This is a genomic window from Rhizobium sp. A22-96 (assembly GCF_053521805.1).
On sequence record NZ_JBNWDQ010000002.1, the window covers coordinates 1 to 24,332 of the forward strand.

Below are 24,332 nucleotides of genomic sequence, written 5' to 3' on the forward strand. Positions count from 1 at the left end.
GCCGACGACAAGCGCTATGCGCTTCTCAGGAGAGTTCTGCGCCTCGGCCGAACTCGCAACCGCGACCCCCGCCAAAACCAACATCATCGCAAAAAATGCCCAGATCGTCTTCTTGGATGACAATCCCATCATCGAAAGCAAAGGTGACATACCGGTTTCTTTCAGGAAACATGTGGCGCACTGCGGGGATCAACAATAAATGACTAGGAGTTGATTTGGGCGAATGCGCGGCATCTTCCCGGCGGCTTCGAGGCGAAGTGGCGGTCTATTCACGTTGAGATGCTTTAATTCACAAATGGCGTCTCATGCCTTCTCTTCCAACCGAAACTTGGCGTCCGCATGTCACCAAAATGGTGACGCGCCGGCAAATCAATGCTAAACGCGCCCCGCAACATTCAACAACAGCGACTTCGCCGCATCCTCCATCGATGCGGCTTCGAGAGACCAAGATCATGGCTGAGTTCAAATCCGATTTCCTGCACACCCTGCAAGAGCGTGGCTTCATTCATCAGATTTCCGATGAAACGGGCCTCGACGACCTCTTCGCCAAGGAAACCGTGACGGCCTATATCGGCTTCGATCCCACGGCATCGAGCCTGCATGCCGGCTCGTTGATCCAGATCATGATGCTGCACTGGATGCAGGCAACCGGTCATCGGCCGATCTCGCTGATGGGCGGCGGCACCGGCATGGTCGGCGACCCCTCGTTCAAGGAAGAGTCCCGCCAGTTGATGACGGTCGACACGATCGAAAGCAATATCGCCTCGATCAAGCGCTGCTTCTCGAACTACCTCACCTACGGCGAAGGCCCGAAGGAGGCGTTGATGATCAACAACGCCGAGTGGCTGCGCTCGCTGAACTATCTGGAATTCCTGCGCGATGTCGGCCGCCACTTCTCGGTCAACCGCATGCTGTCCTTCGACAGCGTCAAGACGCGCCTGGAGCGCGAGCAGTCACTGTCCTTCCTCGAATTCAACTACATGATCCTGCAGGCCTACGACTTCGTCGAGCTGGCCAAGCGTTACGATTGCCGCCTGCAGATGGGTGGCTCGGATCAGTGGGGCAATATTGTCAACGGCATCGATCTTGGTCACCGCATGGGGACGAAGCAGCTCTTCGCCCTGACCTCACCGCTGCTAACGACCTCGTCGGGCGCCAAGATGGGCAAATCCGCCAACGGCGCGGTCTGGCTGAACGCCGACCTGCTCTCGGCCTATGACTTCTGGCAGTACTGGCGCAACACCGAGGATGCTGACGTCTCCCGCTTCCTCAAGCTTTACACAACGTTGCCGATGGACGAGATCGCTCGCCTCTCAGCCCTTGCAGGCTCCGAGATCAACGAGGTCAAGAAGATCCTGGCGACCGAGGTCACGGCGATCCTGCATGGCCGCACAGCGGCCGAACAAGCGGCTGAAACTGCGCGCAAGACCTTCGAGGAAGGCGGCCTGTCCGAAAACCTGCCGTCCGTCGAAATCCCCGCGTCCGAACTCGAAGCCGGTATCGGGCTTCTGTCGCTGATCGTGCGCGCCGGTCTTGCCGCCTCGAACGGTGAGGCACGCCGCCATGTTCAGGGCGGTGCGGTACGCATCAACGACGAGGCCGTCAGCGACGAGCGTCGGACGATCGGCAGCGGTGAAATCACCGCTGATGGCGTCATCAAGCTGTCGCTGGGCAAGAAGAAACACATCCTGATCCGCCCGGCCGCCTGAGTTGCCGAGTGCTGCATGAAACAGGAAAGGCCGGCACACTCTGCCGGCCTTTCTCGTTTTCGACGTGAGCCATCGGCTACCGCTGTCGATAGGTTTGGCGCCCATATCCTTGACCGCTATGCCCACCTTCACTAGCCTCCACAAATCGCGATATGGGAGGACGGCAGATGCTTGGACTAAAGGCATTCGGAGTGGGTTTTACGTGCATTCTTGCGGTCACCATCGCGAGCTTCGCTTCTGCGGCGGAGACGAAAATCTCCTTCAATGTCGATGGACAAAAGGTCATCGGCACCCTGTCCACCATCGACAGCAATCCCAAGGCCCCGGTCGTGGTCATGTTCCACGGTTTCGGCGGCACGCGCGATGAATTGGCGATCAAGGACACCAAGGAAGGCGTATTTTCCCGTAGCGCACGGCTTTTCGCGGAAAGCGGCTATGCCAGCCTGAGGATCGACTTCCGCGGCTCCGGCGACAGCGACGGCAAATGGGCCGACACCACTTTCTCCGGTCAAATCAAGGATGGCATTGCCGCTGTCGATTGGCTCAAGGCCAGCGACAAGGTCGACGGCGCCAGAATATCGATCCTCGGATGGAGCCAGGGCGGCCTTGTCGGCGCCCATGTGGCAAGGGCCCGGCCGGAGGTCAAATCGGTGACCTTATGGGCACCGGTGGTGACGCCGCTTTATACCTATGCCGGCCTGCTTGGCGCCGACAGTGTCGCCAAGGGATTGGCCAGCCCGCCGGAGACTGAAATCACCTCCAAATTGCCTTGGGGCGCCGATACCACGCTCAAGGCGTCGTTCTACCAGGAAATGCCGACCACCAGCACCATCGCGGCGATTGCGCACTACCCAGGCCCTCTGCAAGTCATCGTCGGCAGCAAGGATACGACCGTCACGCCGCAACCGGCATCCGGTCAGGCCCTTCTCAACTATCACGATGGCGAGGAGCGTCTGGACGTTTTCGACACGGATCACGTTTTCAGCGCATTTACCGGGCCGCAAGTGATCGATAACCACATGGTTCCGGCAACGCTGGAGTGGCTCAAGAAATTCAATCCTTGATGGGATCGGAAAGCAGGGAAATAACGCCATGTTCGACGAGGATTGCATCGCCATCACGTAGCACTTGAAACGGCAGTGCGTGTTGCTTGAAAAAGGTGGCCGCCCTTTCGGCCATCTCCGCTTCGCCATGGTCCGATCGATAGTGCGGCACAATCGAGAACTCGACAAGGCCCAATCCCTCCCACAGAACCGATGGCTCATATCCTTCGGCCAACTCATTGGGATCATCCATGAGGTCGATTCCCTTCAATGTCTTGGTCGCGACAACAGCGCCGGCGCTGAATCCGCCATAGACGATGCTATCCTCTTCCAGCAATCTTGCTATCAGATCGTCGAACCCGCTTTGCCTCATGGCACGGCGAAGAAGAAAAACGTTGCCGCCAAGCACCCACACCAGATCGAATTCTCTCAGCGCTTGTTCCAAGGCAGTTGAGTTTCCGAAGTATCGTCTGAGATCGAGATATTCAGGCTCTGCGCCCAAATCCGACAGTTCCCTTAGGGGACTGTAGATCGTCTCTTCGTATCTTTGCCGCGCGTCGTCGGGAATGAAGTCAAGAGCATTGGCAATGATGCCGACACGCCGCTTCCCTCGGATAAGATCGAACAAACGATCGACATGATCGCCGAGGCGATAGGAAGACAAATACATTCTCACGGAATTACACCTGGCCGAAAATCGAAACCGCCGGCAAATATATTGGCGACGAAAAGGCCAGCATGCAACGTCCGGATTATAACTGTTTCAGGCGAGATCGACGATAGCTGCCTGGCAATATAGCCTCATCAGAGCGTCGACAAGGGACCAGAGCATTTCTCCAAATATTCACGGCCTGATCCTCCGGTGAATTTTCTGCACCCGTGTGTCGGGTCGCAGACGACCCGTTCGTCCTCTGTCAGGATCCGAAACTCTGGAGGTGGATTATGGATGAATTACCCGTCATCAAGACGAGAGCTAAAGGACGAAGCGCCACGCAGAGCATGTTGATTCCAAGCGAAGATATGGTTTCCCATGCCCTCTGGGCAGCACCACCGGGTCGATTATCGGATATCGGCGAACTGCGAAAGTCGCTTGCCGAGCAATATGGCGCCGACGCCTGCTGTCCTGTCACCGTTCAGCGACATCTCGTGCAGATCAGCGAAAGCGGCGACGCTCCGTTCTGGCGCGTCGTCAATCCGGATCGACCATTCGCGCAACGTATGAGCGGCGGGCCGGAACGCATACGCCAGCGATTAGCGCAAGAAAGATAGCCTGCCCTTATGGTCTTCACGCAATGCGAAGACATCGCCTCGGCTTGGCATTGCCTCAGAACTCGAAGATCTGCCTGAAAACACCCGGTGCGATGATCGACAGCGGGTTGATCTGCATGTTCGGCTTATCGAAGCTGCCGGTCAGCCGGAAGGTGATGCCGATCAGTCCGCGGTCGCTGCCGTTGCCGAGGATGAAGCCCACAATCGGAACCTCGGCAAACAGGCGGTTCAGGCCATAAGCGGGCATGAAGGTCCCGGTCATGTCCATCTTGCCGCTGGCATCCTTCAGCGTCCCCTGGAACGTCGCGCCGACCTGAACGCCACGCACCACGCCATTTTCAACGGAGAGCGCTCCGTCGCGCATCACCAGGCGCGCAAAGCCGCGTTCGAAATTCTGCGAACGCGTGTCGATATTGTCTTTGACAGCCGCATTCAGGCTCTTTCCATTCTTGCCGCTCGGGGTCGAAACAATGGTGGAAAGCTTCTTTTCATCGATGATGGCAAACTTGCGGATATCGAGCGAGCCATCCCAATTGTCCTGGCCGGTCGAGCGCAGCGACAGATTGAGCAGACCGCCCTTGAGATGCTTGTAGAGATCGGTGAAGCGCGCGACCGCGCCGGCGTCGCCGCTGGTGATGCGGATCACGCCATTGCTGCCCTTGCTCATCTGCGTAACGAGCGCCTCGCCGCTGCTGGTTACGCCGGAGAAATCCGCGGCCGTCGTTTTGCCGCCAGCGATCGAATAGGTCCCCTTGAGATTGCCGATCGCCTCATCGTTGAAACCGACAACCTTGTCGAGATTGACGCGAACTGTCGCGCTCGCCGAATCGTCGTCACCCCCGCTTTGTCGTCCGCCGGACGAGGACGTCTTCAACCGCGCAAGGATGGGGCGGATGTCGGCGGAGTTTCCCGACACGAGGACGTCATAGCTCCCTCCCTTGCTGTGCTTCAGCGACAATCCGAAATCATCGATTGCCGAAAGCTTCACGCTGTCGAAACTCGCGGACGACAAGGCTCCCTTGCTGATCACCAGATCACCGCTGGCACCAAAGCCGTCACCCTTCAGCGTGAAACTCTTGAGCGTGGTCTGACTGTCGGGGCCGGACGCCTCGAACTGGGCGCTTGCCGGGATGCCGACGCCCTTCGACCAACCGATCCATGGAACCGTGAGCGCCGCCTTGCCCAGATCGACCTTCACACCCTGGCGATCATCGTCGATGCGCGTCAATTCCACCTTCACGGGCCCGTCGATCATATCGCGAAGACCCGGCATAACCGTATTGCGCTGAGCATCGCTAAGCGTTGCCGTGATCACCCGACTACGCTTGACGGTCGATTTGCTGTCCGTCGGCTCGACCATATCGATCTGAGCGGGAATACCGTCGATCTGCGCCTGTGCCTGCAGATGAACCGATTGCGGATCGGCATCAATCTCGCCGGTCATATTGTCAATCTTGCGATTGTTCATCGGCTTCAGCAGGTCGACATTGTTAAGCGTCAGCTTTGCACCCCAATCCGGCGGCGGCGGCTTCTGGTCGGCAATCAGACCGATACGGGCGTCGACCTTGGCAACGATCTTGCCGTTAAAATCCTCAGGCTTGAATTCGGTGCGCTGAAGAACTTCCAGAGGCTTGTATGTCAGCAGTTCACCGACCGCGTCACCGGTGCCCGAAATCGTCAGGTCCAGATCGGCCATCAGGGGCTTGTCATAGGTCGCCGGTATCGAAAAACGGCTGTCGTTCAGTGTAACCGTGCGTCCCGTCGGGAAATAGGAAGTTGCAGTGGCGATCTCGACGCCCATCGTCGGGCCCGTGAGGTCGAAATGCGCCTTGGTATCGCGCAGGGGCGGTATTTCCCCGGGAACGTTGAGGCGTGCTCCGTCAATATCAAAGGCGATATGCAACTCGTTCTTGCCGAGTTGCAGCTTGCCGGTCTGCGATGCCTCCCGAAGCCGGCCAGCCGGAATGAAGACGGATATGACGGCATTCGTCACCGAACCGCCGAATAGATTGTTCTCGACCCAAACCCGCGGCTTGGAAGCCATCCAGAATGGCCATAGCTGCTTGACGACGGTGGTGTCGAGCTTGTCGGCGCGGCCGCCGAAGCTGATTTCCGGCGAGCTGTCGCCGAGCTTCATGTGCAGCGAGCCGAACAAGGCACCCTGGGGCGTCGATATGCCGATATTGTCGAACTGGAATTCCTTGGTCGCCGACAGAAAGCGTCCGGTCGCCTGACCGTCGAAGCTGACGGGCTTTTCTCCCGATATCGAGGAAGCGGCCGTACCTTCCTTGATCAGGAAGTCGATGCCGAAACCCTTGCCCGCATTGGCGTCGACGCGGTCGAGATCGATGAGCGCGCCGGAGAACGGCACGATGGTACCCACGAATACCGCTTTCGACGGCGCGATTTCGAGTGTCTGATGATCGAAATTATAGGCGAGATTGATATCGCCCTGCGTCAGATCCTGCGGATCGCGATCCATGTAGAGTACGCCCGGCTGGATCGCGACGGCCGTTTCCAGCTTCGGATCGGTGCCTGGAGCTCCCTTCACAGCGGAAAGCGTCACATCGGCAAAGCTCATGAGACCTTGTCGCGGGGTGCCGTTCGGATCATACGCCATCGTCAGCGGCTTGAGATCAAGATTGGAGATTTTCGCGATGAGCGAAGAGGTATGGCCGGCCTCTTGCTGCGCTGCCTTGATGTCGAGTGTCGCAACAGACCCGTTGACGGCGACCTGTCCGTACAGATGCAGTGAATTCGGTTCGTTGCGCTCGAAAGTGAGATTATCGACCACCAGAGAGATGGGATCGCCTTCCTGACGGGCCAGCTTTACCGAAAACCCGGAAATACGCACCGAATTCGTACCGCCGCGCTGCACGAAGCGTTCCAGAAAGTCGAGGTTGTCGAAGGCTGAAGTCAGCGCCTGCGGCAGCGCATCGACGCGCAATGCCGTGAGATCGACGGGATTGCCCTGAGGTAGGAGCGAAGTATCGAGTGCTATACCCTCTGCGGCAACGCTTGCCACTTCCACCCGGCCTTCGAGGAGAGCCAGCGGATCAAGTTCCATGTTAACCGTCGACATGGTCGACAGGTGCTTGCCGCTATCCTGATCGACCACATTGACGTCGCGTGCCTCCAGGGCCAGCCGCAGATCGGATGTGAAACGGACGACGGTTGCACCGACTTCCGCCTTGTAACGCGGGCCGATTGCCTTATCGAGAGCCGTCTGCGCCTTCTGGGACAACGGCTCATCGAAGATGCCGCTTTCGATCGTGGCGATCACCGCTCCGAGGATGATGGCGAGAAATGCGATGAAAACCAGCGTCATGCGGCAGACGTGCCAGACATGCGAGCGATTGCGGCTGGTACGCTCGGGCACATGCACAATCAGGGGGTCATCGACCTGAGCAGACGGCAGATGGTCGAGTGACACAAGATCCTTTTTGCGGAATGTAACCTTTTCGCCTCGGATCACTCCTGTGCGTCCCTTTCATTCTCAGCAATTTTGTTGGTGACGCTGCGTCCCATGTGGACGGCATACCTGAGCAGCATATATGGCTCAACCTTAGTATCGTCTAAAAACCCGGCAAAAGAAAGATTTTCCCGTGACGGAAGTTTCTCCCATTGAGTTGAATGTTGGTGACAAGGCCCCGGATTTCGATCTTCCGCGCGACGGCGGCGGACGGATACGTCTTGCCGATTTTGCCGGCAAGCCCCTCGTCCTCTTCTTTTATCCCAAGGACGACACAACGGCCTGCACAACCGAATCGATTTCCTTCACGGCGCTTGAGGCCGATTTCGCCAGGGCTGGCGCCGCCATTCTCGGCATATCTCCCGACACGGTGAAGAGCCATGACAAGTTCGTCAAAAAATATGCGCTCACCGTGCCGCTCGCTTCGGACGAAGAAAAGACGATGGCGACCGCCTATGGTGTGTGGCGGGAAAAGAGCATGTACGGCCGCACTTATATGGGGGTCGTCCGCTCGACCTTCCTGATAGGCTCGGACGGCCGGATCGCCAGGGTCTGGGACAAGGTCAAGGTCGCCGGACATGCCGACGCCGTTCTGGCTGCCGCCAAGGAGCTTTGACGGCATGGGCGGCAATCCAGATACGATCACGTCGCTACGCGGCGGCGCCATCGCCGCCATTCGCTCGGCAGATCTCGATCGCAAGACCGCGCTCGCCCAGGAATCCGCAACGCGCTGGTTTGCCCGCACGCTGTCATTGCGTTCGCCGCTCGACCCACCGCTGGCCGATCGGCCCGGGCGACCGGAACGGCCCGAACTGGTGCCGCCGAAGCATATGGAAAAGCGCTCGCTGCATACGCTCAAGGGCCGTATCGCCTTGCTGCATGCAATTGCCCATATCGAGCTGAACGCAGTCGATCTTGCGCTCGATATCGTCGCACGCTTCGCAACTGAACCAGTGCCCAATTCCTTCTTCGACGGCTGGATGCAGGTCGCCTTCGAGGAAGCCAAGCATTTCCGCATGGTGCGAGTGCGGCTGCAAGAACTCGGCGCTGATTATGGCGACCTGCCCGCCCACGACGGCTTGTGGCAGGCAGCGCACGCAACCCGCACCGATCTGACCGCCCGCCTCGCCGTGGTGCCGTTGATCCTCGAAGCAAGAGGCTTGGACGTGACCCCGGCGCTGCAGGCGAAGATGCGCGAGACCGGTGATATGGAAAGTGCCGCCGTGCTCGATGTCATCTACAATGACGAAAAAGGCCATGTCGCCGTTGGCGCCAAGTGGTTTCGCTTTCTCTGCGCCCGGGAAAAGCGCGATCCGGCCCGTGCATTCCAGGAGCTGGTACGGGCGAACTTCCGCGGCTCGCTCAAGGCGCCGTTCAACGACATAGCCCGCGCGGAAGCTGGGTTGACGCCTTCCTTCTACCGATCGCTGACATCTACAAGCAATGCTTGATATACTAACGCAAAGCGACTTTTCAGGTATCTAATACTGAGATAGAAAGCATTCGTTAACCATAATGCCGTGTAGTTCCAACAGATGCCAAATGGTATCAATTGGGAGAGTCTCGGTGACAGCAAGACCTCAGAACCGGGTTTTCGGCAAGCAGCAGCGGCACCACACGATCATTCTGGCGAGCGGTGACACCGTGCGTCACATGACCGTGCGCCCGTGGATGGCCGCAATTGCCGTCTGCTTGGTCGGCCTCTTCTCGATCGGCTATCTCCTGGCGACCTCCTACCTCGTCCTGCGTGACGACCTGATCGGCGCAACCATGGCTCGCCAGGCCCGCATGCAATATGACTATGAGGACCGCATTGCCGCACTGCGCGCCCAGGTCGATCGCGTCACCTCCCGCCAGCTCCTGGATCAGCAGGTCGTCGAAGAGAAGGTCGACAAGCTCATCGAGCAGCAGCAGCAACTATCGTCGCGCGGCGGCAAGCTCAATGCGCTGCTCGACAGAGCCGAGAGTTCCGGCCTTACCGACAAGAGCCCACATACCGATGTGAATGCGCAAGGGGCGAAGAACGACCATGCGCAATTGACGGCGCCGAAGGCAATCGAAAAGCTTCTCTCAGGCGGCAAACCCGCCGACGTTACTCCCGACAACTCCACCCTCGCCTATGTCCCCGCCCCCGAAACCGTCGCCGACCGCGCCGACCGTGTTTTTTCGAAAGTGACGCTGTCCCTGAAGCATATCGAGCAGGATCAGCTGACCCGCATCCGCAACCTTACGGCTGACGCATCGGGAACGACGAACGAGATTCAGGCGATCATGCACAATGTCGGCGTCAAGGTTCCGGACGAGGTTGCCAGTAAAGAGGATGAGGATGGTGGCGTCGGTGGCCCCTATGTCGCGCCTGAGAATGTCGATCAGTTCGAACAGTCAATGGCCGATCTCGATACTGCACTGACGCGATTGGAAACGGTGCGGGGAACCGCCGAAAGCCTGCCATTCAGAAATCCTGCGCCGGGCAAGCTCATCACCAGCCCCTTCGGCAATCGCAAGGACCCATTCTTCGGCACGCTGGCCCTTCATACCGGCACCGATTTTCATTTCAGCCCCGGCGAACGGATCAAGGCAACGGCTCCCGGAAAGATAGTTTCGGCGGGCTGGACAGGCGGCTATGGCAATATGGTGGAGATCGACCACGGCGACGGCATATCCACGCGCTACGGTCACATGGAGCAAGTGCTGGTCAGGGTCGGCGACAAGGTCGGCACAGGCGATGTCGTCGGTCTCGCTGGCAGTACCGGACGTTCGACGGGCACGCATTTGCACTATGAAGTTCGCGAAAACGGACACCCCATAGATCCTATGTATTTCATCAATGCCGGCACGAAACTCGCAAGCTACATTCAGGGACTTGGGGCAATTTAGCCGCCGAAGTTGTGACAAAGGCGCAACAAATGTGGCACTAATCTAAAAATTGCGTCATGAATGAACTTCGAGCCCACAGAAGCGGCTGCTTTCCTTGACTTCACGGGTATTTGGTTCTATGTCGCGCTGCATTCCGGCACGTTCTTGCGTGTCGATTCATAGTGTTCGACCGAACCAAGACGGAACTAGTTTTCCCTTTGACAACATTTGCTGACCTTGGCTTGAGCCAAAAAGTCCTTTCCGCGGTTACTGACGCGGGCTACACCACACCGACTCCGATTCAGGCCGGTGCCATCCCATTTGCGCTGCAGCGCCGCGATATCTGTGGTATCGCCCAGACGGGTACAGGCAAGACAGCCTCCTTCGTGCTGCCGATGCTGACCCTGCTTGAAAAGGGTCGTGCGCGTGCCCGCATGCCGCGCACACTGATCCTGGAGCCGACGCGTGAGCTGGCGGCCCAGGTCGCCGAGAACTTCGAGAAATACGGCAAGAACCACCGCCTCAACATCGCACTGCTGATCGGCGGCGTGTCGTTCGAGGAACAGGATCGCAAGCTGGAACGCGGTGCCGATGTGCTGATCTGCACGCCCGGCCGCCTGCTCGACCATTTCGAGCGCGGCAAGCTGCTGATGAGCGCCGTCGAGATTTTCGTCATCGACGAAGCCGACCGCATGCTGGATATGGGCTTCATTCCGGATATCGAGCGCATCGCCAAGCTCATTCCCTTTACCCGCCAGACGCTGTTCTTCTCGGCCACCATGCCGACGGAAATCCAGAAGCTGGCCGACCGCTTCCTGCAGAACCCGGAACGTGTCGAAGTCGCCAAGCCTGCATCGACGGCGAAGACCGTGACGCAACGCTTCGTCGCTTCGCACAGCAAGGATTATGAGAAGCGCGCCACGCTGCGCGACCTCATCCGCGCCCAGACGGATCTGAAGAACGCCATCATCTTCTGCAATCGCAAGGTGGATGTGGCCGACCTCTTCCGTTCGCTTGAACGCCACGGCTTCTCGGTCGGTGCATTGCATGGCGACATGGACCAGCGTTCGCGCACGACGATGTTGCAGAACTTCCGCGACGGCCAGATCCAGCTTCTCGTCGCTTCCGACGTCGCCGCACGCGGTCTCGACCTTCCCGATGTCGGCCACGTCTTCAATTTCGACGTTCCGATCCATTCGGAAGATTATGTTCATCGTATCGGCCGTACCGGCCGTGCCGGCCGCTCCGGTGCCGCCTTCACCCTCGTGACGAAGCGCGACACCAAGCATATCGACGCGATCGAAAAGCTGATCGGAGAAGATGTGCAATGGCTGAACGGTGATCTGTCGGCATTGCCGCCAGCCGAAGAAGGTGGGGACGACAATCGTTCTCCTCGCCGCCGCGAGCCGAAAGGCAAAGGCCGCGATCGTGATCGCAGCCCCAGAGGCCGGAGTGCCTCGAGTCATAAAACTGATATCGACGTCGAAGATAATGGCGTTGCAGTGATCGAAGCAGCACCAGCAAAGGCTGAAAGCGTGAGAAACGAGCGCAAGTCCGAGAACAACAACAAATCCAACAACGGTTCTCGTAATAACAACAACCGGCCCTTCCCTGCTGCGAACGACGACAATCGCGAGCGCCGCAACCGTTACCGTGACCATGATGACGGCCCGACTCCTGTCGGCTTCGGCGACGATATCCCGGCTTTCATGCTCATCGTGGCAAGCGCCAAGGGCTGATAGCTCCCATTTTGCCGCACATCTCGGGATGTACGCATGGGCAAGCCCGGCATTGATTTCCCAGGACTAGGAACGGGTCTCGCAATTTTGCGGGACGGCAAATTATTGCTCTACAGGCGCCTCAAGGCGCCGGAAGCCGGCTTCTGGAGCATCGTCGGCGGCAAAGTCGACCATATGGAGCCTGCCGCCCACGCCGCCATCCGTGAGGCGGAAGAGGAAAGCGGCCTTTCCATCGGAAAGATCGAATATCTCTGCGCAACGGAAGTCATCGTTGCGGCGGATCGGCAGCACTGGATTTCGCTGATCTATGTCTGCAAGGATTTCTCCGGCGAGCCGCGCCTGATGGAGCCGGACAAGCTCTCTGATTTCGGCTGGTTCGGCCGCGATGAGTTGCCGGCTCAACTCTCGGACTTTGCCAGGGCAACGATCGCGCATCTTAGCGAATCAGACTTCCGCTGACGCCTATTTATCGGCACGCAAGGCAGCCTCGTAGGCCAATCTCACCCAATTCGCCATGATGTCCGGGTCGTCGAAAGCATCCTCGGGGATCGACCAATAGGGCATGTTGATAGCCTTGCCCTTCTTTCCCTCATAGGCCCAGCGCCGCGCGCCGGCCGCCTCGAATTCCCCGGCGCTGACGTCATCGGCTTTCAGCAGTATCTCGTCATCGACTTCGAGCGCGAGGATGCGCCCCATGTGGTAGATCCCCTTGCCACCGAACATCCGCTTGATGGTTACCGGCCCAAGCGACTGAAACATGTCTTCGATATCGTTATTGTCCATTCCCTATCCCTTCAAGACACCGCCAGCAGCGATGACGGCTTCAGGCGTATCCACATCGAGATGTGCCGCTTCACCGATATCGACGTCAAGAACCGGCAGTCCGGATGTCTCGATGATATGTCGCGCGCCGACATCGCCCTCAAGGCGCATGACGGCGTTCAGCACGGTACGTGGCAGGATCACGGGGTTGCCACGCTTGCCAGCCGATACCGCCCGCACGATCGCGTGGCCGCCAGCCCCGCGAAAGGCTGCAATCAGGCTTTTCAGATCGTCGCTGGTGACGCCGGGCATATCGGCCAGCATGACAAGAACACCATCCGCGCGCTGGGCGGCCGCTGCGCCGACACCTGCGACCAGAGAGCTTGCCATGCCGGATGCATAATCCGGATTGTATACCTGCTCAAGGGCAAGACCACTTAGTGCCTGGTTGATCTCGTCGCGGCGGTGCCCCGTCACGACAATGACGGCGGACACTCCACTCGTAACCGCCGTCGAGGCGGATCGCCGAACCAATGGTACACCCCCGAATTCCGCCAGCAGCTTGTGCAAGCCGGCCTCGCCCATACGGCTCGCCCTGCCCGCTGCCAGCAACACCACCGCAACCGATATCTGCGAGGCCGGCTTGGCGGCGATATCGCGTGGCCGGGGCCGCGACTGAATTTCCATCAACAATCCTCCAACACCCATGCCGCTGATATCCTGGGGCGTCGGTTGTTCGCCGGCTAAGATACGATCCAGCACCCAGTCGAAACCATTTTCCTTTGGGCTGCGCGCGCATCCCGGCGCCCCGACAACATGGACATCACCAATTCTTCCCAGCACCAGCAAATTACCAGGATCCACGGGCATACCGACCTGAACGACCTCGCCGCCAGCAAGCCGGATTGCTGCCGGGATGACATCGCCGGCATCGATGACGGCCGATGCGCCGAAAACAATCATCAGCTTCGGTAGCCGGTCGGGAGCTTCCAGCGCGCGACAGATCGCGTCGGCAACCGCATTCGCCCGGTGGGCGACACGCTCTTCCCGCTGCAATGTGCTGCCGGCGAGCTGCAGCCGTTGCGATAGAACGCGCGTCGTCTTGTCCATGACATTGGTCTTCAGCGATGGCAGCTCCGTGGCGACGAGCGACACGGCATGCGCCTGGAATGGCTTGACTTCGAAGACAGGCATCCGCCTCAGGATCTCGATGCCGGCCGCGACCTTAGATCCTGAAACAGCCAGTGGAATGATCTTGAAAGTCGCCACCATATCGCCCGCACGCACCGGCACATGATCGGCGAGACAGGCGAGCGTGATTGCCGGGTCGACAGCATTCAACCGATCCACGGCCATTCGATCCGCGACAAAGAGACCATCGACAGCGCTATAAATATTGACGCGACCCGTCGTTGCCTCCGAGAAGGTTAAATGATCGGGGGCAACCGCGCGCGCGAGCTGCTCTGCTGCCTCGTCCTCCATCAGATCGCCAAGTTCGATGCGCGCAGCGATAACATGGTCGATCCCGGCGGCCACCAGACGCTCGATATCGGCACGGTTCAGCCTGTAACCCTTGGAAAAGCCGCCGTCGGATAGCCGAACAGAATGCGCGAGAACCACCCCCTCGGCTTCAACCGTCTGAAACTCGCCGAAGATCATGGTCTTGCGCCCTTGGGCAACGACACATCGCGACCACGAAGAGAACCGATTATTTCGGCCATAATGGCAACTGCAATCTCCGCCGGGTTTGAGGCACCGATTGCAAGACCGATCGGGGCGTGGATGCGGACAAGATCTGCCTCCGTCAGTCCCTCCCGCTTCAAACGTTCCAGACGACCGGCATGGGTCTTGCGGCTGCCGAGCGCGCCGACATAGAAACAGCCGGTCCTCAACGCCTGCATGATCGGCTCGTCGTCGATTTTCGGATCATGTGTTACGGCCACCAGCGCCATGTAGCTATCGAGCGGCCGTTCCTTGAGCGCATCCGCCGGCCAATCGGCAATCAGGTCGATACCCTCGAAGCGTTCCTGCGTCGCAAACGCCGTGCGGGGATCGATGATGGTGATATCAAAACCGGCAAGCGTCGCCATGCGCGCCAGAACCTGGCTGATATGTACGGCCCCGATGACGACGATGCGCGGTGGCGGCAGATGGACGTTCAGGAAAAAGCTCTGCCCCTCGATTTCCACGGCCGACGACCTGCCCGACCGGAATGCCGAGGCAACAGCATCGGCCATCACACCTTCCAGCCTGTCACCCTCGACAATCAGCCTGTCCGCGCCGCCCGACAGGTCAGTGACGAGGATCGCGGCTTGCCGCCCATGCCGCAACGCATTCAGCCGCGCCAGTATCTGACGATCCATCAGGTCAGCCTTTCCACGTAAATGCGGATTCGGCCGCCGCAGGAGAGACCGACGCGCCATGCAGTCTCGTCGGCGACGCCGAATTCGAGCATTTGCGATTTGCCTGTTGCGATAACATCGAGCGCCTCGGTGATCACGGCACCTTCCACGCAGCCACCCGAAACCGAACCGTGAAAATTGCCTTCGCCGTCTATCACCAGATGGCTGCCGGCTGGGCGTGGTGCCGCCCCCCAGGTATCAATGACCGTCGCCATGGCCACGTCACGGCCCGCCGACACCCATTCCTCCGCGATGACAAGCGGATCCAGGCTTTCGAATATGTCTGACATCGGAGCCTCATGACTTGCTGAGAAACCGGCGGGGATCGTAGGCATCCGCGCGGCCGGCGGTGAGAGCCGATACGAGATCGGCCAGAGATAATAGATTGTGAACCGGACGGAATTCGTCAACATGCGGCAGCATGGCTTTTACGCCGCGAGCGCGCGCCTCGAAGCCATCGAAGCGCAAGAGTGGATTGAGCCAGATGAGCCGCCGGCAGGAGCGATGCAGACGATCCATTTCCTCGGCGAGCTGTTCCACGCCCTCACGCTCCAGCCCATCGGTGATCAGAAGCACGATCGCGCCCTGCCCGAGTACCCGGCGCGCCCAAAGCCGGTTGAATTCCCTCAGCGTCTCGCCGATGCGCGTCCCTCCAGACCAATCGCGCACCACCGCGGCGCACTCATTGAGCGCCTGATCGGGATCCTTGTGGCGCATGGCCCTGGTAACGTTGGAGAGCCGCGTACCGAAGAGAAACGTATGTACCCGCCGACGCCGTTCGGTCAGCACATGCAGGAAATGCAGGAAGATGCGCGTATATTGGCTCATCGAACCGGAAATATCCGCCAGCACCACCAGTGGCGGCTGTATATGCTTAGGCTGCCGAAAGCGCGGTAGGATCAAGGTTCCCCCGGTGCGCAGGGCAGATCGTATTGTTGCACGCGGATCGATCTTGACTGGTCTATGCGAGGGTGCAAAGCGGCGCGTACGGACGCGATCCAGCGGCAGCCTCAGCTTTGCGAGCTCCTTCTTGGCAACAGCGATCTCAGCCGCCGACATCTGCGCAAAATCCAGCCGGCGCAGGACATCGCTGCCTGACGTTGTGAAGCGGGTGTCAATCGCGATGCCGGGAGTTTCGCGTTGTGGGCGCCAGTCTTCGCGGTCATTCGACAGGACATCACCCGAGCGGGTCTCACCGGCATTCGGCCTTTTGACGTCGCTGCGATCCAGCGCCTCCGACGGTATCATCGCGATCATCTTTGCGACGAGATCCCGAGGGCTCCAGAACAGCCGAAACGCCTCCTCGAAAACCGCCAGATCGTCATGCCGCTTGACGAAGACGGAGCAGAGAGCGGCGTGAAACTCGTCGCGTGAGCCGATACCGATCGCCTCTACGGCTTCGATAGCATCCACAATGGCGCCAGGTCCGATCTTCAGGCCGGCCTTTCGGAGCGCACGCCCGAAAAAGACGATATTGTCTGCAAGACGTCCATCACCGGTCGGTGACTGCGCGACGACGATGCCATCTTGCTCACCCGGTTCCATAGCCTAACCTGCTGCAAGCAGCTCCAATTTCACTTCATCAAGCAGGCGCCTGCCCTCGGCGCCCTGGATGCGAGCGATATCATCCTGGTATTTCAACAATGTGCCCAAAGTGTCCGAAACTGTCTCAGGATCGAGCACCAGTCGATCCAATTCGGTCAGGGCCGTCGCCCAGTCGATCGTCTCGGCAACGCCGGGGTTCTTGTAGAGATCGAGCGCACGGAGCTTCTGCACATAGGCAACGATCTGCCGCGATAGAGCCTCGCTGCAATCAGGCACCTTGCGGCGGATGATCTCCAGCTCATGCTCCGCCTGTGGATAATCGACCCAATGGTAGAGACAACGCCGCTTGAGCGCGTCGTGTACCTCGCGCGTGCGGTTCGTGGTGATGATGACAATGGGCGGTTCATTCGCACGGATGGTGCCAAGTTCCGGCACCGTCACCTGAAAGTCGGAAAGCACTTCGAGAAGGAACGCTTCGAATGCCTCATCGGTACGATCAAGCTCATCGATCAGAAACACCGGCGCTCGGCCGCCGACGCCCGACAGCGCCTGCAGCACCGGCCGGCGGATCAGATAACGTTCGGAGAAAATATCGGCCTCTATGCGCTCGCGATCGGTGATACCCGATGCTTCCGCGAGGCGGATCTCCAGCATCTGGGCCGGATAATTCCACTCGTAGACGGCCGATGAGACATCCAGACCTTCGTAACATTGAAGACGGATCAATGGCCGGTCGAGCGCCTTGGACAGGACCTTGGCGATCTCGGTCTTGCCGACGCCGGCCTCACCCTCCAGGAAAAGCGGCCGCTTCATCTTCAAAGCCAGAAAAAGTACCGTGCCGAGGGCACGCCCGGCCAGATAATCATGAGCGCCGAGCAGCGCTATCGTCTCTTCGATCGAACTCGGCAGTGAAGGTGATGATTCTTGATCCGCCATGATAACTCCCTCGAGGGAGTTATAGCGCGTGGTAGCCGCGGTTCATATACAGCAATGCCGGCTTTGGCTCGCTATAGCGTATGGCCATGACCTCGCCGAAGATGATGTTATGGGTCGAAGCCTGTTTGATCTCGATCACGCGGCAATCGAAGGCGGCCAGCGCATCCGCAAGGACAGGCGCGCCGGTGGCCAGAGTCTCGAATTTGCCGGCGGCAAAGCGCTCGTCGGTCGTCATCTGCGTCTTGCCGGAAAAGGCGTCGGCCAGCGACTGGTGATCGGCACCGAGCGTATTCAGCGCGAAGATGCCGCTATTGAAGAAGATCTCGTTCTTGATGTTGCTGTTGTTGAGGCAGATCAGCACCGTCGCCGGACTGTCCGATACCGAGCAGGCTGCCGTGATCGTCACGCCCCGCCGTTCACCCCCGAGCGCCGTCGTCACCAGTTGCACATGCCCCGCATAGCGGCTCATGGCATCGCGATAAAGCGCCGGATCCATACGCTGCCTGTCTAGCACCACCGTCTCCATCTTCCTGTGATACCCCGTCTTCGTTCAATATGGCGGGCAGGTGTTAGCTTTTCTACAATAGCTCTATTGAAAACAGAGGGATTCTGCTGCTTTTTCTTTGACGATCTCCTTCAGACGGATAAATAGAGCAGAAAATTGTCCGGGATAAGCAATCGATGAACGTTCTGCGTCGCCTTCCGCTTCTGTTTGTGCTGCTTTCCGCGGCCGGCAGCAGCTACGCCGCAGATGTTCATATCGGTGTCGTGGCACCGCAGGACAGCAATTTCGCCACGCTGGGTGCCGAGATTACTGCCGGCGCCAATTTCGAGATCCAGGCACAGAAGGATACGGCGACCATCGTCGACGAACCCTGCACGGAGGATGGCGGGCGGGCTGCGGCCGAGGCAATGATCGCCGCCAAGGTGCAGGTAGCCATCGGTTTTCTCTGCACCGAGACGCTGGAAGGCGCCTTGCCCCGCCTCAAGGATGCCGGCATTCCAGCCATTACCGTCTCCGTGCGTTCACGCATCCTGATGGAAGATGCCGTGAAGAACGGCTGGCCGCTATTTCGCCTGGCGCCAGTGGACACGGCCGAGGCCGCGATGGCCATCGACACCATCCTGAAGAACTGGGCGGCCGAGCCGTTGGCCCTGATCGACGACGGCACGATCCACGGTCGCGAACTGGTGGGCGCGATCCGCACTGCGCTTGAGGAAAAGGGCTTGAAGCCCGTCTTCACGGATACCTACCGCCCCGGCCAGGATCAGCAGATCGCCCTCGTGCGCCGCCTGAAGAAAGCCGGTGCCACACGGGTATTCATCGGTGGTGACCGCAGCGACGTGGCCGTAATTGCCCGCGACGCCAAGAGCGAGAATATTCCGCTTGCGATCATCGGCGGCGATGCCATGCGCGCCGCCGATCAACCGGTACCGCTGCAGGAGGGCGTACAGGCCATCGCACTGTCCGACTACACCAGCCTGCCCGCGGCACAGCCGACCGTGCAAGCCATGCGCGCCGGCGGCATCGAACCGGACGGCTATATCCTGCCGTCGGCCGCCGCAGTCCAGATCGCCAATCAGGCAGCCGAAAGCGCCAAAGCGGAAAACAAAGCGATAGCCGACAAGCTCATCGGCACGGCGTTCCAGACGGCCATCGGCCCCATCACCTTCGGTCAGAACCATGAACTGACCGAAAATGCCTATCGGCTGCTGGAGTGGCGCGGCAGTGCTTTCGTGCCGGCAACTCTGCCATCGAATTGAGGCGATTCAGCCGAGCAAGACGAAGCTTCTTTAACGGTAGGACAGAGCGAAATCCAAATTTGATGATCCGCCACAGCGAATGACCGGAGATAGACGTGAACTCCATGATTGTTGGCGACACCAAATTCTTCGCGATTGAAAGCTCGATAACACGGGCATTTCCAAACCTCAGCCAAAGAGCATTAGGCTACTTCGTCATCCACATCGGAGGGAAGTTGCACGGAGTCCGGAAACCGGACGCCTCAATGTTGGGCTGCTCGTTCGATGGCGTTAACGGCCGCTTGCAGCAACAAGGAACGCATCAAATTCCGCTTCTGTCGAACATAGAAGCAGCTTTGATCGCCGAAGCTTACTTGGAGGCTGTTTATACCGATACAGAACGAACCAACTATTTTGGTCTGTCAAAGGCCGAGTTTGCGGACCTTATACATAAGAGCGCGGTGGTCTGGGCTCCGGATGGCGATGAGGCCTTCGATGACGGAAACTATATTCTTCAATTCGACGTCGAGAGCAAAGTTCGCCTCATCGCTTTCAAAAACACCGGCTATCTTGAGGGATTGGTGAGCACTGTCGCAGAGGAATGGCTCGACGCAGAGGTCTTCTACAATGTTCTATCTCGTTGGAGTGATTTGTTTGCTGCGGAATGGGCGTTCAAGATCGAAGAAAGTGGCGACGCACTCGCGAAGAAATAGCGAGCATCCGTCGAATCCGCGCGCCGCATCAACGTCATCTGCATTGTTTGCCCGCCGAAGCGGTGCTAATCCAAACTGAAAAAATCAGATGGAGCTCAGCTTTCCCATGACCTTGCCGATCCGCATTGCCCCTTCCATTCTTGCCGCCGATTTTGCCAAGCTCGGCCAGGAAGTGAAGGATGTGACCGAAGCCGGAGCCGACTGGATCCATCTCGATGTCATGGATGGGCATTTCGTGCCGAACATTTCCTTCGGCCCCGACGTGATCAAAGCCTTGCGTCCCTACACGACCGCCACCTTCGACTGCCATCTGATGATCACGCCCGCCGATCCCTATCTCGAAGCCTTCGCCAAGGCCGGCTGCGACCGGATTACCGTGCATGCCGAAGCCGGCGTCCACCTGCACCGTTCGCTGCAGACGATCCGGCATCTCGGCAAGAAGGTCGGCGTCACCCTCAATCCGGCAACGCCGCTCTCGATCCTGGAAAACGTGCTCGACGATATCGACCTGATCCTCATCATGTCGGTCAATCCAGGCTTTGGTGGCCAGAAATTCATTTCAGCCATGGCCGACAAGATCCGCAATGCCAAGTCCCTGATCGGTGACAGGCCTATCGAACTGGAGGTCGATGGCGGTGTCTCCACCGATACGGCCGAGCTCATCATCGCCTCCGGCGCCAATGTCCTTGTTGCGGGGTCCGCGATCTTCAAGGGCGAATCAGTCGACGCCTACAAGCAAACGATCGGCGATCTCAGGGCTGCGGCCGAACGAGGTCGCGTTGGATCGAACTAATCCGACCAGCACCATCAAGGCGGCGGGCCGAGCGCGGACCGCCGCCTCTTATTGCCTTGGACTTTTCTGTGGTGCAGCCTTTTGGGGCCTGGCAATGGCGATTTCGGCGCTAGCGGCGCTGTATCTGCGCAATGGTCTTCTGACGAGCCACCTGACCGCCCTCACCCTCGTTTATTTTTTCGGTGGCACCCTCTCCTGGCTCGTCATGGTGCCGCTTACCGGGCATTTCACCAAGCACCGGCCGCCCAGTGCACGTTTCGCCGCATTCTTCCTCGTATTATCAGTCGGCACTGTAGCCGCGACGGCTTTCCTCTTCGCCATGGACTATCGCTGGTTCTACGCGCGCTGGCACGCTCCATTCGGCTCGCTGGTCTGGATATTCCAGTTCCTGTTTACCGGCGCCAGCGCCGTATACCAGTTCGCAGTCCTCGGCCTGACCCTGTTTCTGCCCTTCGGTCTGTTTTTCCTGATCGCTGCCGCCACATATCTTGCGCGACATAGGCGTTGCGGTGAAAGATCGACGCGACAAACATTGTGATTGCCGCCCGTCTTTGTTATGGGGGCGCCGAGGTTTCCTTTACCGTTAGCCAAGAAAGCTTTGAGCCCATGATCCCGCGCTACTCCCGACCGGAAATGGTCGCCATCTGGTCGCCCGAAACCAAGTTCCGTATCTGGTTCGAGATCGAGGCCCATGCCTGTGACGCGCTCGCAGCTCTCGGCGTCATTCCGAAGTCGGCCGCCGACACCATCTGGGAAAAGGGCGGCAAGGCAACCTTCGATGTCGACCGCATTGACGAGATCGAGGCCGTCACCAAGCACGACGTCATCGCCTTCCTGACGCATCTCGCCGAAATCGTCGGTCCCGATGCGCGTTTCGTGCACCAGGGCATGACCTCTTCCGACGTGCTCGATACCTGCTTCAACGTCCAACTCGTGCGGGCTACAGACCTGCTGCTCGCCGATATCGACAAGCTGCTGGAAGCCCTGAAGCGCCGCGCCTTCGAGCACAAGGATACCGTCACCATCGGCCGCTCGCATGGCATCCATGCCGAGCCTACCACCTTCGGCGTCAAGCTGGCGCTCGCCTATGCCGAATTCGAGCGCTGCAAGCAGCGTCTGATCGCCGCCCGCGAGGAAGTCGCAACCTGCGCCATCTCCGGCGCTGTTGGCACCTTCGCCAATATCGACCCCCGCGTCGAGGAACATGTCGCCGCTGCACTCGGCCTGAAGCCGGAGCCGGTCTCCACGCAAGTCATCCCGCGCGACCGTCACGCGATGTTCTTCGCCACCCTCGGCGTCGTCGCGTCCTCGATCGAGCGTCTTTCGACCGAAATCCGCCACCTGCAGCGCACCGAGGTTCTCGAAGCCGAGGAGTATTTCTCGCCCGGCCAGAAGGGTTCCTCGGCCATGCCGCATAAGCGCAATCCGGTTCTCACGGAGAACCTGACGGGCCTCGCCCGCATGGTTCGCTCTTATGCCATCCCTGCCATGGAAAACGTTGCGCTTTGGCACGAGCGCGATATCTCGCATTCGTCCGTCGAGCGCATGATCGGTCCGGACGCGACCGTGACGCTCGACTTTGCTCTTGCCCGTATGACCGGCGTTATCGATAAGCTGCTCGTCTACCCGGACAATATGATGAAGAATATGAACAAGTTCCGCGGACTTGTTCACTCACAGCGCGTCTTGCTGGCGCTCACCCAGGCAGGCGTTTCCCGCGAGGATTCCTATCGTCTCGTTCAGCGCAATGCGATGAAGGTCTGGGAGGAAGGCAAGGATTTCCTCGAGGAACTGCTCGCCGACCAGGAAGTGCGTGCAGCACTGTCCGAAGAAGAGATTCGCGAAAAGTTCGACCTCGGCTACCATACCAAGCATGTCGACACGATCTTCAAGCGCGTCTTCGGCTAAGATTTGGCTGGATTGCTCTGACTGCGAGTTGAGGCGGTGCCGCTAGTGCGCCGCCTTTTTCGTTTGTTGGCAGATTTGGCGGCGACCGTGCGATTGTGCTCGACGCTTTCACCCGCATCGCCCGCATGCCGCTCGTGATGGCGTTTCGCTGCCTTCTCAACCAGCCGGTCCAGATGCTTGAGGTCTTCGTCATCGAGATTTTCGATGCCGATGAAGCGGTTTTCGGCCGCGCTTGTCAGGATCAGCTCGTTGAGCTTGGCCTGGATTGCCCGCGTGTCGCGCGTCTGGGCGTTTTGCAGCAAAAATACCATCAGGAAGGTGACGATCGTCGTGCTGGTGTTGATGACAAGCTGCCAGGTATCGGAATAAGCGAAGATCGGCCCGGTGGCGCCCCAGAGGATGACGGATAACAAGGCCAGCACGAATATGGCCGGTTTGCCCGTCCATTCCGAGACCGTGATCGCAAAACGAGTGAAGATATGCGTAAGCCAGGCCATGATCCGCATCTCCTTGATGATGCGGATCAACGTGGCAACGCTGTTACGGTTCCAACCATTTACAGGAGCCGCTGAGAATGCCGGCGTCTAATCCTGAGCCACCACCAGCTTGCGGTAGAGATGCCAGGATGCATGGCCAAGTATCGGCATGACGACCGCCAGCCCCGCGAAGATCGGGATGGTGCCGACGACAAGAAGTGCCGCCACGATCAGCCCCCAGACAGCCACCGGAACCGGATTGGTCAGTGTCGCCCGGATGCTCGCATCGATCGCCGCGACGACACCGACGTCACGGTCCAGCAGCAATGGAAAGGTAACGATCGTGGTCGCCAGCGCGACGAGTGCGAAGACGAAGCCAATCGCGTCACCCCAAAGCATCATGGCCATCCCTTCCGGCGTGGTCAGGACACTGGAGGCGAACGAAGAGAGCGTAGGCGCTACGCCATCCCCGAAATAGAGGAAATAGATATTCTGAGCCACAAAGAGCCAGACGATGAAAAGGCCGAGCAACATGAGGCCCGCGACGATGATCGACGGCAGTGCCGGTGAAAAGCGCACATCGAAGGCATGGCTCCAGGACGTATCCAGTCCCTTCTCGCGCCGCCGGCTGATCTCGTAGAGACCGATCGCAGCAATGGGTCCGAGCAAGGCAAAGCCGGACATCAGCGGAAACAGCAGCGGCAACAGATTCCGGTCGGTGCTCCAGATCGCCAGCGCAATGCCGGCAATCGGATACATCAGACACAGGAAAACGTAGTGCGAAGGCTTTTCGCTGAAATCGTCCAGCCCCATCTTCAGGGCGTCGACGAGATCGGCGATCCCGATCTTGCGGATGGCGGGGCGCGTAAAGCTATGGTCCGCTCCAGCCATGACGTGAAATGCCGTCATAATGCTCTCCTCCTCAACCGTGGTGCTCGGCTGGCGGTGCAAAATGGCGGCAAAACA

General features: G+C 59.2%; 25 protein-coding genes and 1 pseudogene. 15 read left to right on the forward strand and 11 right to left on the reverse strand.

The window, feature by feature from the left end; all coding sequences use genetic code 11:
* The 3 genes from ACQZ6F_RS06480 to ACQZ6F_RS06490 form a co-directional block, all read left to right on the forward strand.
* Positions 1-199, forward strand: a 199-nt coding sequence (locus ACQZ6F_RS06480) for a hypothetical protein (RefSeq protein ID WP_449092381.1), incomplete at its 5' end; no start/stop codon positions are given.
* Between the two features lie 253 nt (positions 200-452).
* Positions 453-1,709 (forward strand): tyrosine--tRNA ligase, encoded by a 1,257-nt coding sequence (tyrS, locus tag ACQZ6F_RS06485; protein ID WP_449092380.1) that lies wholly within the window; start codon positions 453-455, stop codon positions 1,707-1,709.
* A 167-nt stretch (positions 1,710-1,876) separates the two neighbouring features.
* A complete protein-coding gene (locus ACQZ6F_RS06490; RefSeq protein ID WP_449092379.1) occupies positions 1,877-2,773 on the forward strand; it encodes an alpha/beta hydrolase family protein in 897 nt (298 codons plus the stop codon).
* Here the strand turns inward: ACQZ6F_RS06490 and ACQZ6F_RS06495 are convergent.
* Positions 2,763-3,422, reverse strand: a complete 660-nt coding sequence (locus ACQZ6F_RS06495; RefSeq protein ID WP_449092415.1) for a Type 1 glutamine amidotransferase-like domain-containing protein — start codon at positions 3,420-3,422, stop codon at positions 2,763-2,765. The two genes, ACQZ6F_RS06490 and ACQZ6F_RS06495, sit on opposite strands and share 11 nt — an antisense overlap.
* Before the next feature lie 272 nt (positions 3,423-3,694).
* On the opposite strand from ACQZ6F_RS06495, the gene ACQZ6F_RS06500 reads away from it, so the two are divergent.
* Positions 3,695-4,021, forward strand: coding sequence for a hypothetical protein (locus ACQZ6F_RS06500; RefSeq protein WP_077472730.1), 327 nt, complete (start codon positions 3,695-3,697; stop codon positions 4,019-4,021).
* A 55-nt stretch (positions 4,022-4,076) separates the two neighbouring features.
* On the opposite strand, the gene ACQZ6F_RS06505 is transcribed toward ACQZ6F_RS06500, so the two are convergent.
* Complete coding sequence (locus tag ACQZ6F_RS06505; RefSeq protein ID WP_449092378.1) at positions 4,077-7,496, reverse strand: YhdP family protein; 3,420 nt, start codon at positions 7,494-7,496, stop codon at positions 4,077-4,079.
* A 130-nt stretch (positions 7,497-7,626) separates the two neighbouring features.
* Here ACQZ6F_RS06505 and ACQZ6F_RS06510 point away from each other — a divergent pair, with 130 nt between their 5' ends.
* From ACQZ6F_RS06510 to ACQZ6F_RS06535, 6 genes and pseudogenes are all read left to right on the forward strand, one after another.
* Positions 7,627-8,109, forward strand: a complete 483-nt coding sequence (locus ACQZ6F_RS06510; RefSeq protein ID WP_449092377.1) for a peroxiredoxin — start codon at positions 7,627-7,629, stop codon at positions 8,107-8,109.
* Between the two features lie 4 nt (positions 8,110-8,113).
* Positions 8,114-8,944, forward strand: coding sequence for a ferritin-like domain-containing protein (locus ACQZ6F_RS06515; RefSeq protein WP_068387970.1), 831 nt, complete (start codon positions 8,114-8,116; stop codon positions 8,942-8,944).
* A 91-nt stretch (positions 8,945-9,035) separates the two neighbouring features.
* Positions 9,036-9,735: pseudogene (locus ACQZ6F_RS06520) on the forward strand (M23 family peptidase); the annotation flags it as partial.
* Positions 9,736-9,878: 143 nt separating this feature from the next.
* Entirely contained in the window at positions 9,879-10,370 is a 492-nt protein-coding gene (locus ACQZ6F_RS06525) for a M23 family metallopeptidase (RefSeq protein ID WP_449096331.1), read from the forward strand.
* 197 nt (positions 10,371-10,567) lie between these two features.
* Complete coding sequence (locus ACQZ6F_RS06530) at positions 10,568-12,088, forward strand: DEAD/DEAH box helicase (protein ID WP_077472726.1); 1,521 nt, start codon at positions 10,568-10,570, stop codon at positions 12,086-12,088.
* 36 nt (positions 12,089-12,124) lie between these two features.
* On the forward strand, positions 12,125-12,547 hold the full coding sequence (locus tag ACQZ6F_RS06535) for an NUDIX domain-containing protein (RefSeq protein ID WP_449092376.1): 423 nt from the start codon (positions 12,125-12,127) through the stop codon (positions 12,545-12,547).
* Between the two features lie 3 nt (positions 12,548-12,550).
* On the opposite strand, the gene ACQZ6F_RS06540 is transcribed toward ACQZ6F_RS06535, so the two are convergent.
* From ACQZ6F_RS06540 to ACQZ6F_RS06570, 7 genes are read right to left on the reverse strand one after another with little or no spacing between them, the layout of a single operon-like run.
* Entirely contained in the window at positions 12,551-12,871 is a 321-nt protein-coding gene (locus ACQZ6F_RS06540; protein ID WP_077472724.1) for a TfoX/Sxy family protein, read from the reverse strand.
* A gap of 3 nt (positions 12,872-12,874) precedes the next feature.
* Complete coding sequence (locus ACQZ6F_RS06545; protein WP_449092375.1) at positions 12,875-14,509, reverse strand: NTP transferase domain-containing protein; 1,635 nt, start codon at positions 14,507-14,509, stop codon at positions 12,875-12,877.
* Positions 14,506-15,213 carry an XdhC family protein gene (locus ACQZ6F_RS06550; RefSeq protein ID WP_449092374.1) on the reverse strand — a complete coding sequence of 236 codons (708 nt, stop codon included), beginning with the start codon at positions 15,211-15,213 and terminating at the stop codon, positions 14,506-14,508. The genes ACQZ6F_RS06545 and ACQZ6F_RS06550 overlap by 4 nt, the downstream gene beginning before the upstream one ends.
* A complete protein-coding gene (locus ACQZ6F_RS06555) occupies positions 15,213-15,542 on the reverse strand; it encodes an XdhC family protein (protein ID WP_449092373.1) in 330 nt (109 codons plus the stop codon). Before ACQZ6F_RS06555 ends, ACQZ6F_RS06550 begins: the two co-directional genes overlap by 1 nt.
* A 7-nt stretch (positions 15,543-15,549) precedes the next feature.
* Positions 15,550-16,797 (reverse strand): vWA domain-containing protein, encoded by a 1,248-nt coding sequence (locus ACQZ6F_RS06560; protein WP_449092372.1) that lies wholly within the window; start codon positions 16,795-16,797, stop codon positions 15,550-15,552.
* A gap of 3 nt (positions 16,798-16,800) precedes the next feature.
* Entirely contained in the window at positions 16,801-17,733 is a 933-nt protein-coding gene (locus tag ACQZ6F_RS06565) for an AAA family ATPase (protein WP_449092371.1), read from the reverse strand.
* 19 nt (positions 17,734-17,752) lie between these two features.
* The gene (locus ACQZ6F_RS06570) at positions 17,753-18,247 is read right to left on the reverse strand and encodes a flavin reductase (protein ID WP_068387975.1); all 495 of its coding nucleotides are present in this window, start codon (positions 18,245-18,247) and stop codon (positions 17,753-17,755) included.
* Between the two features lie 167 nt (positions 18,248-18,414).
* Between ACQZ6F_RS06570 and ACQZ6F_RS06575 the strand changes: the two genes are divergently transcribed.
* The 5 genes from ACQZ6F_RS06575 to purB all read left to right on the forward strand — a co-directional run bounded on the left by ACQZ6F_RS06575 (position 18,415) and on the right by purB (position 22,890).
* Positions 18,415-19,497, forward strand: a complete 1,083-nt coding sequence (locus tag ACQZ6F_RS06575; RefSeq protein ID WP_449092370.1) for a branched-chain amino acid ABC transporter substrate-binding protein — start codon at positions 18,415-18,417, stop codon at positions 19,495-19,497.
* Positions 19,498-19,601: 104 nt separating this feature from the next.
* Positions 19,602-20,189, forward strand: a complete 588-nt coding sequence (locus ACQZ6F_RS06580) for an Imm42 family immunity protein (protein WP_449092413.1) — start codon at positions 19,602-19,604, stop codon at positions 20,187-20,189.
* A gap of 106 nt (positions 20,190-20,295) precedes the next feature.
* The gene (gene rpe / locus ACQZ6F_RS06585) at positions 20,296-20,982 is read left to right on the forward strand and encodes a ribulose-phosphate 3-epimerase (protein ID WP_449092369.1); all 687 of its coding nucleotides are present in this window, start codon (positions 20,296-20,298) and stop codon (positions 20,980-20,982) included.
* A 94-nt stretch (positions 20,983-21,076) separates the two neighbouring features.
* Complete coding sequence (locus tag ACQZ6F_RS06590; protein ID WP_449092368.1) at positions 21,077-21,520, forward strand: hypothetical protein; 444 nt, start codon at positions 21,077-21,079, stop codon at positions 21,518-21,520.
* A gap of 68 nt (positions 21,521-21,588) precedes the next feature.
* Positions 21,589-22,890, forward strand: coding sequence for an adenylosuccinate lyase (gene purB, locus ACQZ6F_RS06595; protein WP_449092367.1), 1,302 nt, complete (start codon positions 21,589-21,591; stop codon positions 22,888-22,890).
* Here purB and ACQZ6F_RS06600 read toward each other — a convergent pair.
* Entirely contained in the window at positions 22,887-23,387 is a 501-nt protein-coding gene (locus tag ACQZ6F_RS06600; protein WP_449092366.1) for a low affinity iron permease family protein, read from the reverse strand. The genes purB and ACQZ6F_RS06600 overlap by 4 nt on opposite strands.
* A gap of 87 nt (positions 23,388-23,474) precedes the next feature.
* Positions 23,475-24,275: a DUF2189 domain-containing protein gene (locus tag ACQZ6F_RS06605; protein WP_449092365.1), complete on the reverse strand. Its 801-nt coding sequence runs from the start codon at positions 24,273-24,275 to the stop codon at positions 23,475-23,477.
* Between the last annotated feature and the right edge of the window lie 57 nt (positions 24,276-24,332).

Bases quoted from the DNA above. Each gene is read 5' to 3' on its own strand.
- ACQZ6F_RS06565 (WP_449092371.1), bottom strand. From the start codon at position 17,733: ATGGCGGATCAAGAATCATCACCTTCACTGCCGAGTTCGATCGAAGAG.
- ACQZ6F_RS06490 (WP_449092379.1), top strand. From the start codon at position 1,877: ATGCTTGGACTAAAGGCATTCGGAGTGGGTTTTACGTGCATTCTTGCG.
- ACQZ6F_RS06590 (WP_449092368.1), top strand. From the start codon at position 21,077: ATGGCGATTTCGGCGCTAGCGGCGCTGTATCTGCGCAATGGTCTTCTG.
- ACQZ6F_RS06540 (WP_077472724.1), bottom strand. From the start codon at position 12,871: ATGGACAATAACGATATCGAAGACATGTTTCAGTCGCTTGGGCCGGTA.
- ACQZ6F_RS06575 (WP_449092370.1), top strand. From the start codon at position 18,415: ATGAACGTTCTGCGTCGCCTTCCGCTTCTGTTTGTGCTGCTTTCCGCG.
- ACQZ6F_RS06605 (WP_449092365.1), bottom strand. From the start codon at position 24,275: ATGACGGCATTTCACGTCATGGCTGGAGCGGACCATAGCTTTACGCGC.
- ACQZ6F_RS06555 (WP_449092373.1), bottom strand. From the start codon at position 15,542: ATGTCAGACATATTCGAAAGCCTGGATCCGCTTGTCATCGCGGAGGAA.
- ACQZ6F_RS06550 (WP_449092374.1), bottom strand. From the start codon at position 15,213: ATGGATCGTCAGATACTGGCGCGGCTGAATGCGTTGCGGCATGGGCGG.
- ACQZ6F_RS06600 (WP_449092366.1), bottom strand. From the start codon at position 23,387: ATGGCCTGGCTTACGCATATCTTCACTCGTTTTGCGATCACGGTCTCG.
- ACQZ6F_RS06560 (WP_449092372.1), bottom strand. From the start codon at position 16,797: ATGGAACCGGGTGAGCAAGATGGCATCGTCGTCGCGCAGTCACCGACC.
- ACQZ6F_RS06500 (WP_077472730.1), top strand. From the start codon at position 3,695: ATGGATGAATTACCCGTCATCAAGACGAGAGCTAAAGGACGAAGCGCC.
- ACQZ6F_RS06580 (WP_449092413.1), top strand. From the start codon at position 19,602: ATGATTGTTGGCGACACCAAATTCTTCGCGATTGAAAGCTCGATAACA.
- rpe (WP_449092369.1), top strand. From the start codon at position 20,296: ATGACCTTGCCGATCCGCATTGCCCCTTCCATTCTTGCCGCCGATTTT.
- tyrS (WP_449092380.1), top strand. From the start codon at position 453: ATGGCTGAGTTCAAATCCGATTTCCTGCACACCCTGCAAGAGCGTGGC.
- ACQZ6F_RS06525 (WP_449096331.1), top strand. From the start codon at position 9,879: ATGGCCGATCTCGATACTGCACTGACGCGATTGGAAACGGTGCGGGGA.
- purB (WP_449092367.1), top strand. From the start codon at position 21,589: ATGATCCCGCGCTACTCCCGACCGGAAATGGTCGCCATCTGGTCGCCC.
- ACQZ6F_RS06515 (WP_068387970.1), top strand. From the start codon at position 8,114: ATGGGCGGCAATCCAGATACGATCACGTCGCTACGCGGCGGCGCCATC.
- ACQZ6F_RS06535 (WP_449092376.1), top strand. From the start codon at position 12,125: ATGGGCAAGCCCGGCATTGATTTCCCAGGACTAGGAACGGGTCTCGCA.
- ACQZ6F_RS06545 (WP_449092375.1), bottom strand. From the start codon at position 14,509: ATGATCTTCGGCGAGTTTCAGACGGTTGAAGCCGAGGGGGTGGTTCTC.
- ACQZ6F_RS06495 (WP_449092415.1), bottom strand. From the start codon at position 3,422: ATGTATTTGTCTTCCTATCGCCTCGGCGATCATGTCGATCGTTTGTTC.